Source organism: Deltaproteobacteria bacterium (genome assembly GCA_026712905.1).
Classification (GTDB): domain Bacteria; phylum Desulfobacterota; class Binatia; order UBA9968; family JAJDTQ01; genus JAJDTQ01.
The window spans coordinates 1-13,851 of sequence record JAPOPM010000242.1; the positions used below are offsets into that span (position 1 = coordinate 1).

At 67.1% G+C, this 13,851-nt stretch carries 15 protein-coding genes; 9 read left to right on the top strand and 6 right to left on the bottom strand.

Annotated features, from left to right (window positions below; all coding sequences use genetic code 11):
• The coding region (locus OXF11_20585) for a hypothetical protein (GenBank protein ID MCY4489486.1) at positions 1-267 on the bottom strand (267 nt) is incomplete at its 3' end.
• 200 nt (positions 268-467) lie between these two features.
• Between OXF11_20585 and OXF11_20590 the strand changes: the two genes are divergently transcribed.
• The 4 genes from OXF11_20590 to pcaG are packed head-to-tail and all read left to right on the top strand — an operon-like array spanning position 468 to position 3,975.
• Positions 468-1,472 carry a hypothetical protein gene (locus OXF11_20590; protein ID MCY4489487.1) on the top strand — a complete coding sequence of 335 codons (1,005 nt, stop codon included), beginning with the start codon at positions 468-470 and terminating at the stop codon, positions 1,470-1,472.
• Positions 1,473-1,531: 59 nt separating this feature from the next.
• Positions 1,532-2,656, top strand: a complete 1,125-nt coding sequence (locus OXF11_20595) for an MFS transporter (protein ID MCY4489488.1) — start codon at positions 1,532-1,534, stop codon at positions 2,654-2,656.
• A gap of 25 nt (positions 2,657-2,681) precedes the next feature.
• A complete protein-coding gene (pcaH, locus tag OXF11_20600; protein MCY4489489.1) occupies positions 2,682-3,386 on the top strand; it encodes a protocatechuate 3,4-dioxygenase subunit beta in 705 nt (234 codons plus the stop codon).
• A 4-nt stretch (positions 3,387-3,390) separates the two neighbouring features.
• A complete protein-coding gene (pcaG, locus tag OXF11_20605) occupies positions 3,391-3,975 on the top strand; it encodes a protocatechuate 3,4-dioxygenase subunit alpha (GenBank protein ID MCY4489490.1) in 585 nt (194 codons plus the stop codon).
• A 118-nt stretch (positions 3,976-4,093) separates the two neighbouring features.
• Here pcaG and OXF11_20610 read toward each other — a convergent pair whose 3' ends face one another.
• Positions 4,094-5,920 (bottom strand): thiamine pyrophosphate-binding protein, encoded by a 1,827-nt coding sequence (locus OXF11_20610; protein MCY4489491.1) that lies wholly within the window; start codon positions 5,918-5,920, stop codon positions 4,094-4,096.
• Between the two features lie 141 nt (positions 5,921-6,061).
• A complete protein-coding gene (locus OXF11_20615) occupies positions 6,062-7,636 on the bottom strand; it encodes an AMP-binding protein (GenBank protein MCY4489492.1) in 1,575 nt (524 codons plus the stop codon).
• A gap of 197 nt (positions 7,637-7,833) precedes the next feature.
• Here OXF11_20615 and OXF11_20620 point away from each other — a divergent pair, with 197 nt between their 5' ends.
• Positions 7,834-8,613, top strand: coding sequence for a class II aldolase/adducin family protein (locus tag OXF11_20620; protein MCY4489493.1), 780 nt, complete (start codon positions 7,834-7,836; stop codon positions 8,611-8,613).
• A gap of 18 nt (positions 8,614-8,631) precedes the next feature.
• Here the strand turns inward: OXF11_20620 and OXF11_20625 are convergent, their stop codons facing one another.
• Both OXF11_20625 and OXF11_20630 read right to left on the bottom strand, forming a co-directional pair.
• The gene (locus OXF11_20625; protein MCY4489494.1) at positions 8,632-9,480 is read right to left on the bottom strand and encodes a class III extradiol dioxygenase family protein; all 849 of its coding nucleotides are present in this window, start codon (positions 9,478-9,480) and stop codon (positions 8,632-8,634) included.
• 1 nt (position 9,481) lies between these two features.
• On the bottom strand, positions 9,482-9,844 hold the full coding sequence (locus tag OXF11_20630) for a protocatechuate 3,4-dioxygenase (protein MCY4489495.1): 363 nt from the start codon (positions 9,842-9,844) through the stop codon (positions 9,482-9,484).
• Between the two features lie 195 nt (positions 9,845-10,039).
• Here OXF11_20630 and OXF11_20635 point away from each other — a divergent pair, with 195 nt between their 5' ends.
• From OXF11_20635 to OXF11_20650, 4 genes are read left to right on the top strand one after another with little or no spacing between them, the layout of a single operon-like run.
• Positions 10,040-11,794: a thiamine pyrophosphate-requiring protein gene (locus tag OXF11_20635; GenBank protein MCY4489496.1), complete on the top strand. Its 1,755-nt coding sequence runs from the start codon at positions 10,040-10,042 to the stop codon at positions 11,792-11,794.
• Between the two features lie 24 nt (positions 11,795-11,818).
• Positions 11,819-12,136, top strand: a complete 318-nt coding sequence (locus OXF11_20640) for an antibiotic biosynthesis monooxygenase (protein ID MCY4489497.1) — start codon at positions 11,819-11,821, stop codon at positions 12,134-12,136.
• A gap of 57 nt (positions 12,137-12,193) precedes the next feature.
• Complete coding sequence (locus tag OXF11_20645; protein MCY4489498.1) at positions 12,194-12,901, top strand: hypothetical protein; 708 nt, start codon at positions 12,194-12,196, stop codon at positions 12,899-12,901.
• Between the two features lie 49 nt (positions 12,902-12,950).
• Positions 12,951-13,202, top strand: coding sequence for a DUF433 domain-containing protein (locus tag OXF11_20650; GenBank protein MCY4489499.1), 252 nt, complete (start codon positions 12,951-12,953; stop codon positions 13,200-13,202).
• Positions 13,203-13,374: 172 nt separating this feature from the next.
• Here OXF11_20650 and OXF11_20655 read toward each other — a convergent pair.
• Positions 13,375-13,851 (bottom strand): hypothetical protein (locus tag OXF11_20655; protein MCY4489500.1); only part of this gene is annotated, 477 nt, incomplete at its 5' end.

Genomic DNA, 13,851 nt, shown 5'->3' on the forward strand with positions numbered 1-13,851 from the left:
CAACACCGTGCCGTCCCGCTTGGCCTTCCGGTAAAGGTAGTCCGCGGCCATGATGCCGCCGGCGCCGGGCATGTTCTGCACGACAAACGACGGGTTACCCGGGATATGCCTGGGAATGTGTCGCGCAATGAGGCGCGAGTATGTGTCGTTACCCCCTCCGGGACTTGAGGAAACGATCAAGCGTACTCTCTTGCCCTTATAGAAATCATCCGCTCCATAAAGCGGGCCGGAAATCATGACAGCCAGAAGCATGGCGGTCATGGCCATGAATAGTCTCATCGGTACCTCCTGATGGGGTTGAAAATCTCGCACCGGGGAACTTTATCCAAGGATCTTTCGGAGTGTCAACCCGAAACCGGGATCGAGGGCCGTCGCAGGCACGCGGTGTCCGAGCGGAATACCTGCCGAATCGCCTCCGTAGCGGCCGAATGGTGCCTTGGCGTCCCGCATCTGATACAAAAGGCGCCATGGCCGAGATCGTTCTGGCGCTGGCAACATCCCACACGCCGCAGTTGAGCGTCGCCGACTGGCGCCTGCTGCAGACGAAGGACGAGACCGATCCCACCCTGGACTACCCGGCGCTGACGGCCGCGGCGAAATCGGACATCGGCCGCGAGATCACGGCGGAACGGTACCGGGAGCGATTCCAGGCCTGCCAACGCGCCCTGCGAGTGCTGGGCGACACGCTCCGGGAAGCGCGCCCGGACGTGGTGGTCACCTTCGGCGACGACCAGCACGAGCAGTTCCTCGACGACAACATGCCGACCTTCGCGGTCTACCACGGGCGGGACATGACCATCGCGCCGCGCACCGGGCCGCTGCCGGAGTGGAAGAAGGCCGAGCAGCGGGGCTGGGCCGAGACCGCCCCGGTCTATTCCAACCACACGGCCCTGGCCGAGCACCTGATCGGCTGGCTTTCGGACCACGACTTCGACATCGCCCGGACCAACCGGCTGCGCGAGGGCGTCGGGCACGCGTTCAGCTTTCTCTACCGGCGCCTTCTTCCCGGAAGCACGCTGCCCATGGTGCCGGTGATGGTCAATACCTACTACCCGCCCAACCAACCCACGCCGGGGCGCTGCTACGCGTTGGGACAAGGCGTGCGCAAGGCCATCGAGTCGTGGGACTCGGACGCCCGGGTGGCCGTCATGGCGTCCGGCGGCCTGAGCCACTTCGTGGTCGACGAAGACATCGACCGGGCCACGCTGAAGGCCCTGGCCGACAAGGACACCGCCGCGCTCCGGGCGCTTCCGCGCGAAAAGCTCAGGAGCGGCACCTCCGAAATCCTCAACTGGATCGCCCTGGGCGGTTTCGCGGAGCCCATGGAGATGACGCTGGTGGACTACGTTCCCGGATACCGTTCGCCCGCGGGCACGGGCTGCGGCATGGGCTTCGCCTACTGGAGACCGACTGTCCGCGGCTCTGCCGACAAGAGCCCCGAGGCGATGATCGAGGACGGAGGCCGGCCATAGGCCTCCCGCACACCCCCATCGACGACGCCTTCCGCCGGCAGGCTCCCGCCGTGCTGCTGATGGCGGTCATCTTCCTGCTCAACTTCACCGGACGCGTCATCCTGGCGCCGCTGCTGCCGACGGTGGAGGCGGATCTCGGCATCACCCACGCCCAGGCCGGCATGTTCTTCCTGTTCGTTTCCGCCGGCTACCTCACGGCCATGACCGGGGCCGGGTACGTCTCGGCCCGGCTGACGCACCGCGGCACCATCATTCTCTCCTTTGCCCTGCTGGGCTTGGCCACAATGGCGGTGTCGGGCGCGCCGAGCCTGAGCGGCATGCGCCTCGGAATGTTCGCCATGGGCTTGGGCGCCGGTCTCTACCTGCCGTCGGCCATCGCCACCATCACCTCCCTGGTGAGCCGGCCGCACTGGGGCAAGGCCATCTCCATCCACGAACTGGCCCCCAACGTGAGCTTCGTGACCGTGCCGCTGCTCGGGGAGCTGCTGCTGCGCAGCCTGCCCTGGCGCACCATCCTCTTCGGCTTCGGCGCCGTCACCTTCCTGTCCAGCGGGCTCTACGCTCTTCTCGGCCGCGGCGGCAGGTTCGCCGGCGAGCCGCCCGCCTTGGCCGTGGTCTGGCGCTTCCTCCGGGATCCCATGCTGTGGATCGTCCTGGTGATGTTCATCATGGGCGTCGCCATCACCCTCGGCGTCTTCACCATGCTGCCGCTCTACCTGGTGTCCACCCGCGGTCTCGACGAGGGTTGGGCCAACACGCTCGTGGGGCTCTCGCGCGCGGCCTGTCCGGTGCTGGCCCTGGTGGCGGGCTGGGCCGCGGACCGCTTCGGCGTGCGCCGCACCGTAACCGTGACCCTGACCCTCAGCGGCGTCACCGTGGCACTGTTGGGCCTGGTGCCGGACCCCTGGATCGCGCCGGCGGTGGTCATCCAACCCTCGGTGGCGGTGGGCTTCTTCCCCGCCGGCTTCACCGCCCTGTCGACCCTGGGCGATGCCCAGACCCGAGGCACCGCCGTCTCCCTGGTGGTACCCGTGGCGTTCGTCATCGGCGGCGGCGGCATCCCCTGGTTCCTGGGGCTGTGCGGCGACCTGGGCGCCTTCGACATGGGCTTCGTCTGGGTCGGAGTGATCACACTCGCGGGCGCGGCAACGTCGCTGCTTTACAAGCCCCGCCGTACGACGTAATCGTCTTCAAGAAAGCGAGGAGAAAATGGCCCGGCCCACCGGATACCAACGCGACCCAGCGGCGGCACAGCCGCCGTACCTTTACCCCGACTACCGCTCCACGGTGCTGCGGGCGCCCCAGCGGCCCCTGGTGCCGTTGCCGCACACGCTGTCGGAAATCACCGGGCCGGTGTACGGCCACGAGAAGGTCGGCCCGTTGGACCACGACCTCACCCGGCAGCACGACGGCGAGCCGCTGGGCGAGCGCATCATCGTCCACGGACGGGTCCTGGACGTCCATGGCAGACCGTTGCCCGACGCCCTCCTGGAGCTCTGGCAGGCCAACTCGGCGGGCCGCTATCGCCACGACGGCGACAACCACCCCGCTCCCCTCGATCCCAACTTCAGCGGCGGCGGACGCTGCACCACCGACGCGGACGGCCGCTACCGTTTCGTGACCATCAAGCCGGCCGCGTATCCCTGGGGCAACGATCCCAACGCCTGGCGGCCGGCGCACATCCACTTCTCGCTCTTCGGCACGGCGTTCGTCACGCGCTTGATCACGCAGATGTACTTTCCGGGCGATCCGCTGCTCGACTGCGACCCCATCTTCAATGCGACCGCCGACGCGGCGGCGAGACGACGGCTGGTGTGCCGACTCGACCTCGAGAAGACCGAACCGGAATGGGCGCTCGCCTACGAGTTCGACATCGTGTTGCGGGGCCGGGACGCCACCCCCATGGAGGGTTGAATCAGTGGCGAACCAGCGCGGGACCACCCCTTCCCAGACCATCGGCCCGTTTCACCGCATCATGGTGCCGTGGGAAGGCGGCGCGGAACTGGCGGCGCCGGACGCCGCCGGCGCCATTCGCATTCAGGGACGCATCGTCGACGGCGCCGGCCAGCCCGTGGACGACTGCGTCATCGAGGTGTGGCAAGCCAACGTCCACGGCCGCTACGCGCATGCCGAGGACACGCGAGAGGTGCCACTGGTGGCGGGTTTCGAGGGATTCGGCCGCGCCATCACGGACGCCGACGGCCGCTTCGACGTCGTCACGGTCAAGCCAGGATGCGTGCCCGGGCCGGGCGAAACGGCGCAGGCGCCGCACATCTCCCTGTCCGTGTTCGCGCGCGGTCTGCTGAAGCAACTGGTGACGCGGATCTACTTCGCCGACGAGACCGCGGCCAACGACCAGGATCCGGTCCTGCGGTCCATCACCGAACCCGGCCGGCGCGACACCCTTCTGGCCGTCCCGCGCACATCCGGCGACGCACCGCCGGTCTACGACTTCGAGATCCGCCTGCAGGGTCCGCGCGAGACCGTATTCTTCGACGTCTAGTGTGGTGTCCGGTTAATTCGCATAACAATATGCGGAGGATTTCTTGTCGCCGGCAAGGCGCGATGACTTGTAGGGGCGACCTGCGGTCGCCCCCCAGTGGCGGGCACCACGTCCCGCGTCACTTCTTCTTGGTCATGTCCGCGCGCTGATCGGCCTCGCTGTCCGCGTAACCCGGTTCCACCAGAGCGTCGATGACGTAGCGTCCGCCCTTGGACACCACCTGGGCGCCACGCTCCAGGGCGGCGGCCAGGTCCTCGGAAGTGGACACGGGCGCCTCACCGTCGAAGCCTTGGGCGCGTCCCATGGCGATGAGGTCCACGGGCGGGTCGTCCAGCCGTTGCCCGATCCAGCGGTTCCCCACCGGCCGCTCGCGCATCACCGCGACCCGTTCCTGGTGCATCTCGTCGTTGTAGTAGGAACGGTTGTCAGCGATGACGACGAGCAGCGGCAGGTCCATGTGCGTGGCGGTCCAGAGCGCGTTGCAGCCCATCAGATAGTCGCCGTCCCCCAGGACGCCCACGACCAGCCGTCCCTTGCCCTGGAGAGCAAGCGCCGTACCGACGGCATGCCCGGGGCCGCTGCCCACGCCGCCGCCGCCGTCGTTGCCCATGAAGGACAACGGGCCGGTGAACTCCGAGCCTTCGCCGGGCCAGCCGATGGGCAGGCGCGCGAAACTCACGGGCCGGCTGCGGGCGAACTCGCGCACCGTGAGCGCCATGTCCATCAGCGTCATGGGGGCGCCCCCCTTGGGCCGTGCCCGGCCGACGGGCGTGCGCGTCCAGTGGCTGACGGTCTTCAACCCGGCCGCGGCGGGCCGCTTGCGGCCGAAACCCTCCAGCATCTGTTCCACGAAGGTGTCCGGGCATGCCGCCACCGGGATGTCCGCGGCGGGCAGCGCCTGGTGGTCCATGCTCCAGCCGTTGGTGCGATAGGTATCCATGGAGCAGTGGATGATGGTCTTGTCGGCCGGCGTCTGCGTCTGCGACGCTCCCAGGCAGCCGCGCAGGTACCCTGCCAGGTCCAGCCAGTCGAGACTCAGTATGACATCCGCCTTCTTGACCAGCGCCGTGGCCTGCTTGGACGGCCGCAGTGCCGGCGGAGCAAGGTGCAACGGATGGGTGGTCGGAAAGGACGACGGGTCGTTGGAGCTCGTGAGCACGGGGGCGTTCAGGGACTCGGCCAGCTTGACGCGGCGTTCCCAGTCGGCTTCGCCGCGGGACATCCGTCCCATGAGGATGACCGGGAACTTGGCCTTCTTGAGAACCTCCCTTGCCCGCCTGACGACGGCCGAGGGTGCGAAGGGCGGCTCCGGCGGCGCATAACGCGAAGCGTCCGGGATGTGCACCTCCCCTTGCAGCGCTTCCTCCTGCAGACCCACATCGAGGCAAACGTAGACCGGTCCGAAGGGGGCGGTGCGCGCGATCTGGTTGGCCCGCAGCACCGACTCCACCGCCGCGATGGGCGACGACGGCTGATCGTCCCACTTCGTGTAATGGCGGATGAGCGCGCCCTGGTCCTTGGCCGTGTGGATCCAGTCGATCCAGGGACGCCGCTTGTTCGCGTCCACCGGGCCCGTGGCGCCGAAGATCACCATGGGGGTGCGGTCGCACCAGGCATTGAATATGGTCATGGTGGCATGCATCAGCCCCACGTTCGAGTGCAGCGCCACCGCCATGGGTTCGTCCGTGGCCTTGCCATAGCCGTCCGCGATGGACACCGCGTGTTCCTCGTGCAGGCACGTCACCATCTGCGGGTTCTCGTTACCCAAAAAGTTCACCAAGCTGTCGTGGAAGCCGCGATAGCTCGCCCCCGGAACCAGCGCGATGTACTTGAAGTCGAGTTCGCGAGCCACAGCCGCGACGACGTCGCTGCCCCAATGCATCTCGGGAGTGCCCAAGTCCTCCGGACGGTGCTTCAATGCCGCGCTCGTGTTGCGTTTTGCCACTGTGTGTCCCTCCTTCAAGTGCGGTTGCGGCGTCTGGTGGCGCCGACACCACCTTTTGGCCCGCCCCGGTGATATTTGTCAAGGCGATTCTTGTTTCATCGGACCAGCACCGGTTCCAACCCGTACCCGTTCCATGCAATCTCACCGCAAGATGTCTTGCCGCTCCATCCTGTCCATCACGTTCGGCCCTACGCCCTCGTCCCGAAGGAGGTTCTTCTGAACCTTCGAACTCGGCGTCTTGGGAAGTTCCGGCCTGTAGTCGAGATAGCGCGGGACCTTGAAGGCCGCGAGGCGCTCGGCGCAGAATTGCCACAGTCGCTCCGGCGGCAGGTCCTCGCGCGGAACCCCGGCGGCCAGCACGACACACGCCTTCACTTCCTCCTGGCGAATGAGGTCCGGTACCGCCACCGCCGCGGACTCGGCGATGAGAGGATGGGAGTTGAGGACACGTTCCACCTCGGCCGAGGCGATGTTCTCGCCGCCGCGCTTGATGATGTCCTTCTTGCGGTCGACGAAGTACAGAAACCGGTCCTCGTCGAGGTAACCGAGGTCGCCGGTGTGAAGCCAGCCGTCCCGGAGGGCGGCGGCGGTGGCCGCGGGATTCTTGTAGTAGCCCATCATCACCGCCGGGCTCTGCTTGACGATCTCCCCAAGTTGCCCGGACGTGCAGTTCTCCCCTTCGTCGTTCACGATGCGCACCCGGTGCACGTCCGGCGCGATGGGCACGCCGCAACTGCCGAGCTTCCGGCGCGATACGTCGAGTGGGCCGAGAACGCTCAGCAGGTCCTCGGTGAGGCTGTAGGTGGGGATCGCGGTGACTCCGAAACGCCGCTCGAACTCCAGATGCACGTCCGGCGGCAAGAGCGCCATGACCTGGCGCAACGGCGTGTCCGCGTCCCCCGGATCCGGCGGCAGGTTCAACAGGATTCGCGGGATCGTCTGCATGATGCTCGAGGTGGTGACGCCGTGGCACTTCACGTCGTCCCAGAAACGCGACGCGCTAAAACGCTCCTTCAACACCACCCCGCCGCCCACGGACAACATCGCGAGGGTCATGTGGCAGAGAGCGTTCACGTGGAACAGCGGCATCACCACCAGCACGCGGTCGTCCCCGGTCCAGCCCAGCGCCCGTGCGCGGTTGCTCGGGGCGAAGGCGAAGGCGAAGTGCTGGAGCATGACGCCCTTGGGCCGGTCGGTGGTGCCGGAGGTGTAGATGATGGACGCCATGTCCTCGGGCGAGACTTCCGTGAGCGCCGGGGCGCGGGCGGCGCCGCGGATGAATTCCTCCCAGCCCAAGGCACCGTCGGTGCTTTCGCCGTCGAGCGTCACCACCTGCTCCAGCTCGGGACAGTCCCCGCGGATGCCCTGGATCAGCGGCATGAAGGCCTCGGAAGTCAGCAGGTAGCGTGCTTCCGAGTGGGCCAGGAGGTACCGAAGCTCGTCCGCGGTCTGCGCGGTATTGAGAGGCACGAACACGCCGCCGGTGCGAGCCATGGCGAACACCGTGCAGAGGAACTCCGAACAGTTGGGAAGCAGGATGGCGACACGCTGCCCGGGCTGGAGCCCGAGAGCCGCGAACGCACGCGCCACCCGCTCCACTTCCGCGGCGAGCTCAGCGTAGGTCCACTGCCGCTCCTCGTGAATCAGGCAGGGCTGGTCCGGCCGCTCCGCGGCCTGATGGGACAGCAACTCGTGAATGGTGGCGTAAGCGGTCATGAAACAGCCTGACCATAGATGAAGGATTCGCCTGATTCAATTGCGATGTGATGGGCGGGTCGACCGCCTTACCCCGCCTGGATTCCCGCTTTCGCGGGAATGACGGTTCGGGACGTCGTGCTTGACACTCGGCCGCGCAGGCGGTTTACCCGTGTGCATACGCCGCCCGGCGAAAACGGTGGAGCGAAAGGACGACCATGGACGAATCGCTACAGACCCTCCGGCGCAAGGTCGCGCTGGGGACCCGCATCCTGGCGAGCCAGGGCTGCCTGGGCGACATTCTCGGACACCTGTCGGTGCGCGTTCCCGACTCCGACGAGATGCTCCTCCGCTGCCTCGGAGGCGACGACAAGGCGCCGGAAAAGGGGCTGCTCTACACCGACGTGCACCACGTGCGCCGGGTCGGCTTCGACCGCGACGTGGAACAGGTGGACGGATACCGGCTGCCCATCGAGCTGCCGATCCACGGCGAGATGTACAAAGCGCGCCCCGAAGCCAATGCCGTGCTGCACGCCCATCCGTACAACTGCCTCGTCGCCACCATCGCCGGGCTCGAGCTGCGGCCCATCTACGGCTGCTACGACCCCTTGAGCCTGAGCGCCGCGATTCAGGGGATCCCGCTCTACCCCAGGTCGGTGCTGATCGACAGCCCGGAGCTGGCGGCCGACCTGATCGCGACCATGGGTGATCGGGACTGCTGCCTGATGCGCGGCCACGGCCTCACGGTCATCGGCCCGACCGTGGAAGCCGTCACGCTGCTGGGCATACGCCTGGAAACGCTGGCCAGGGTCACTCTGGACGCCGCCCGCGCCAGCGGCGGGGCGCGCCCGGCCACGCTCTCCCAAGCGGACCTTGACGCCTTCGCCTTCGTGGTGGAGGGAGGCCTTCAGGCCGCCGTGTCGAAAGTCTACGATTGGACCTGGAACCACTACGCGCAGCGGGTGGCGGATACCGTTGGGTTGCCTGCCGAAGAGTAGATGTGGCGGGCGCCGCGGTCAGGACGGTGCGGTGTCTTCCAGCAAGAGCAGCCCCATGCCCGTCAGCATGGGCGCGTAGTAGTTCTGGTGCACGAGCCGCACATCGGGGGACATGGCGCCGCGCATGCCCAGCCACATGATCATCTCCACGGCTTCGGCGCCGCCCTGCACCATGTAGTCGTGGTGCGACAGCTCCACGAGCTCCTCGGGGCCGCTCACGATGCGCTCCATGAAGCGGCGGTCCCATTCCTCGTTGCGGAAGCCGAAACGCTCGCCGTGAAGCTGGTGCGACAGCCCGCCGGTGCCGAGGACCGCCACGCGGATGTCCCGCGGATAGCTCTCCACCGCCTTGCGCAGGGCCTGCCCCAGCTTCCACAGGCGCCGCGCCGTGGGCAGCGGGTGCTGCACGACGTTGACCGCCACCGGCACCACCTTGATGTCCCATTCGGGCTGGTGCGACCAGAGCAGCGGCAGCGGCATGAGCAGGCCGTGGTCCACCGACATCTCCTGGCACACGGTCATGTCGAACTCGCTCTCCCGGATCAGCGACTCGGCCATGTGCCAGGAGAACTCCGGGTCGCCCGGAACCGGGTCCAGCGGGCGCGCGCCCCAGCCCTCGTCCGCCGGCGGGTAGCTCTCGGCCACGCCCATGGCGAAGGTCGGGTACTTGTCGAAGAAGAACGCCGAGCCGTGGTCGTTGTAGATGAAGATGGCCACGTCGATGCGGGCCTCCCGCAGCCAGTCCATGGCCGGCCGGTAGCCATCGAACAGCGGCTTCCACTCCGGAGCGTCCTGCTTACCCTGGTCGAACGCCGCGCCCGCCGCGGGCACGTGCGACGACCCGATCCCTGCAACGATCCTGCCCATGCTACCTCGCTCCCTTGACGTTGCGCGTGCTCAGGAACTCCTCCAGCGTCTCGCCGCGGAACGCCGCGCCGATGTGCTGCAGGCTGTCGCCCGTCACCGAGCCCATCTTGTACATGAAGTAGATATTGGCGCCGCCCTCCCGCGCCAGCGCGAGCCAGTCCTTCTCGCGCAGCTTCCGCTTCTCCCAGTCGGACAGCCCGAAACGCTCCATCAACGCCTCGGGGTCCTCCTTGTAAGCCGCGCGGTTCTCGGCCCGGTTGAGGGAAAAGAAAAACTTGTTGAGACGGTATCCCTTGCTGGACTGGGCGCCGTCGAAGACGTAGGTGCCCTCGATCTTCCGCGGTTCTTCGCGAGACTCACTCATGGCCGCATCCTCCGGAAACAGGCTGGTTCGCAGGCTGATTCGCGCCGGCGAAGCGCCGAGCATAAAGGGATTCGGAAACCCGGTCAACTCGACTTCGGCACGCCTGCCGTCAATTTGACATGCCGGAGGCACCGTTGTTAGTTTGCGGGCTGGCCCGCGCATGGCGGCCGTCCCAAACCAACGGAGAACACGAACATGCCGGCACCCGAATTCGAAGACGTGGCCGTGGCCAACGGCGCGGAAGCCTTTCTGGCGCAGATCAACGCCAATCCGGACGTGGACTACATCTTCGCCAACACCGGGACGGACCACGGGCCGATCCTGGAGGCCCTGGCCAAGATGCACCGCAGTGAGGCCAAGGGCGCGGAGATCCTGGTGGTGCCCCACGAGCAGGCGGCGGTGTCCATGGCCCACGGCTACTACTGCGCCTCGGGGAAGCCGCAGGTGGTGCTGGTGCACACCCTGCCGGGCACCGCCAACGGCCTCGGTGGCCTCATGAACGCCAAGGCGTGCCAGGTGCCGATGCTGTTCGTGGCCGGGCGCACGCCGGTCACCGAGGGCGAGGTGCCGGGGGGCAAGAGCCGCCACATCCACTGGCGCCAGGAGTCCCGCGACCAGGGCGGCATCGTGCGCGAGTTCGTGAAGTGGGATTTCGAGAACCGCGCCAACGAGCAGCTCGGCGCCATCGTCCCGCGCGCCTTCAAGATCGCCATGGCCGAGCCGCGCGGCCCCGTGTACCTGTCGCTGCCGCGGGAGTGGCTGTACGAGGGGATGGAGTCCACGCGAGTTTCGGCGGACGCGTTCAAGCCGCCGAGCAAGATCCAGACCCCCATCGCGGACCTGCGGCAGGCCGCGGAAGTGCTCCTGAGCGCGGCCGACCCGGTGATCGTGACCCGCTACCTCGGCAAGACCCCGGCCGCGGTGGCGCCGCTGGTGGAGTTGGCCGAGCTGCTGGCCATTCCGGTGGTGCAGCACCCGCAGTCGCCCTACATGAACTTCCCGTCGAGCCACCCGTGCCACGCCGGGCACGATATCACCGCCCACGTGAAGGGGGCCGACGTGGTCTTCCTCATCGACATCGACGTGCCCTGGACACCGGCGACACGCGACAACCTGCGTGCCGAGGCCACGGTGCTGCAACTGGAGGTGGACCCGCTGTTCTCCTCCATTCCGGTATGGGGCTTCCCGGTGGACCACGCCATGACCGGCTCCTCGGACGTGACGCTGCCGGTACTGAACGGCCTGATCCGCGAGGGACTCGACGGCTCGGACGCCCCGCGGAAGAGCGTGGAGGCGCGGCGGAGCCGCATCCAGGCTGCCCACGACACGAACCGGGCGGAGATCGCGGCACGCATCGACAAGGTCAAGGACGAGCGCCCCATTCATCCCCTGTGGGTGTCCCGCTGCATCGCCGACGTGGTGGACGAGAAGACCATCGTGATGGGCGAGGCCGTGACCTCGCCGCTGGGGCCGGTGCTGGGACTGGAACGCCCCGGATCGTTCTTCGACCAGGCGCCCGCCGGGCACCTGGGATGGGGCATGGGCGCCGCCATCGGCGCCAAGCTGGCCGCGCCGGACCACACGGTCATCGCCTGCGAGGGGGACGGCTCCTACATGTTCTGCGTGCCCACCGCGTGCCACTTCACCGCGCAAAAGTACCAGGTGCCGTTCCTGACGGTCATCTACAACAACCAGGCGTGGAACGCGACGCTCAGCACCGTGCGCGAGCTGTACCCCGACGGCGTCGCCCACCAGACGAAGAACTTCCCGGGAACGGACCTGACGCCGTCGCCGCAGTTCGAGCTTACCGCCCAGGCGTGCGGCGCCTACGCCGAGCGTGTGGACGATCCCACGGACCTGCCGGCGGCGCTGGAGCGCGGTCTCAAGGCCGTCAAGGAAGAGGGGCGCCAGGCCCTGCTCAACGTCATCTGCCGCAATCCGGCCGGCTGAACCGGCCGGCTTCAGGAGGAGAAAATGGTCTGCAGGATATTCTGGGGCAAGCTTCGGCTCGGGAAGTGGACCGAGTACGAACGTTACTATAACGAGGTCGTGGTGCCCGCCACGGCCAACATGCAAGGCTTTCGCGGACGCCAACTGCTGCGCAGTTCCGAGAATCCCGACGAAGGGATCTCCCTCACCTTCTGGGAGACGCAGGAGGACATGCAGCGATACGTCGCGAGCGAGGCCCGGGCCGACATCGCCAAGGGGGCCTCGAACATGTACACCGGCGAGTACTGGGTCAAGGACTTCGAGGTGAAGTCCCTCTCGCTCCTGTCGTTGGGCAACGTGTAGGACGGGTGCCGTCGCCTGACGCGTGGGGCGGCGGCCTTTCGAAGCGGGAGAAACGCAATGAAACGCATCGGCCTGATATCGCCGAACATGAGCGAAGAGGTGCTCACGGACGTCTACCGGATCCTGCCGCCGGACATCACGGTGGAGGGGCGCGGGCTCCGGGTGCGCGAGTTCACCGACGAGGAGTTCGCCCGGGCCGAGAGCGAGTTCTTCGGCCTGGTGCGGGAGTTGACCGAGTACTCCCTCGACTTCCTCATGCTCACCGGCGAGCTGTTCCTGTCCTACAAGGGCCCCGGCTCGGACCGACAGCTCCTGGCCGCCGTGGGTGAGGTCACGCCCGTGCCCGCATCCACGGTGCTGACATCGGTGGTGGACGCCTGCCGGGACCTGGGGCTCAAACACGTGGTGATGGCCTCCCCCTTCCCCGAGGACCAGGATGCCCGGCTGGTCCGCTTCCTCGAACACGACGACATCCACGTCGCCGCCTACCGGGGTCTGGCGTACGAGAACTCGAGAGTCATCTGGACGCTACCGCCGGAGTCGGGTCTGGAAGTCGCACGTTCGCTGCTCCAGGAAAACCCCGACGTCGACGGACTCTACATGCCCTGCAACAAGTGGCGCATCACGCCCATCATCGACCAGTTGGAGCAGGAGTTCGGCAAGCCCGTGGTCACCAACACCCAGGCCTGGATCTGGACCGCGCTGAAGGCCATGAAGCTGGACGAACCGGTGGAGGGGTACGGCAGGCTGCTGGCCCGGCACTAGCCATTCTTGAGGCCGTGACGAACCCATGACTTCACCGTGGAGGTATGCGATGAGCTGGCATGACCGCATCGTGGTGGACTCGAAGATCATGGTCGGGAAACCGGTGGTCCGGGGTACCCGGCTAACCGTGGAGTTCATCATCGACCTGCTCGCCCAGGGGTGGAACGAGACCGATATCCTGGACAATTACCCATCCCTGAGCAGCCAGGACGTACGGGCCTGTCTGCACTACGCGGGCGAGTTGCTCCGAGAGGAGAAGGTCTTCCCTATTGACTCTGCACAACGCCCACCGGGCGCATGAGAATCCTCGCTGACGAGAACATCCCACGCGCCGCGGCACGTTGGATACGGGTAAGTTCCCGCTTTCCTGCGCCTTCGTCCTGCGTGCGATCGTCGAGTTAGCGGTGAACGACTGTTCCTACAGCTTTCGCGCCTCTTCCCAAAGACGCTCTACATCTACCGCCTGCCGGGCGCTATGCCACGTTTTCCTTGAGCCAGCCGTCGAGGGCGTCGATCATGAAGGCCTCGCAGCCGGCGTAGAAGTGGTCGGCGCCGGGCACGATGATGCAGGTGGAGTTGTCGGGTCCCGCCGATTCGTTCAGTTCCCGCGCCAACTCGCGAAAATAGGCGGCTTCGATCTCTCCGGCGGTGATCAGTAGCGGACAGCCCAGCCTTGCGGCATGGGGGCGCACGTCATTGGTCTCGTGGCGGCCGTACTTGCTCACGTAGGTCCTGTATGTGAACGGCCCCATGGCGCCGCTGGCGGGCGCCCACAGGAACTCCTCCCCTTCCCCTCCGGCCACCCGGCTTTCGGCGTCGGCCATGCGCGCCTCGAACTCCGGGTCCTCCACCTGGCGGGCGGAATAGAACTGCCTGGGCGCGGAGCACGAGATCACGCCGACCACGTCGTCGCGCCGGCGCGTGCCCTGGTAGTAGATGGACTTGACCGA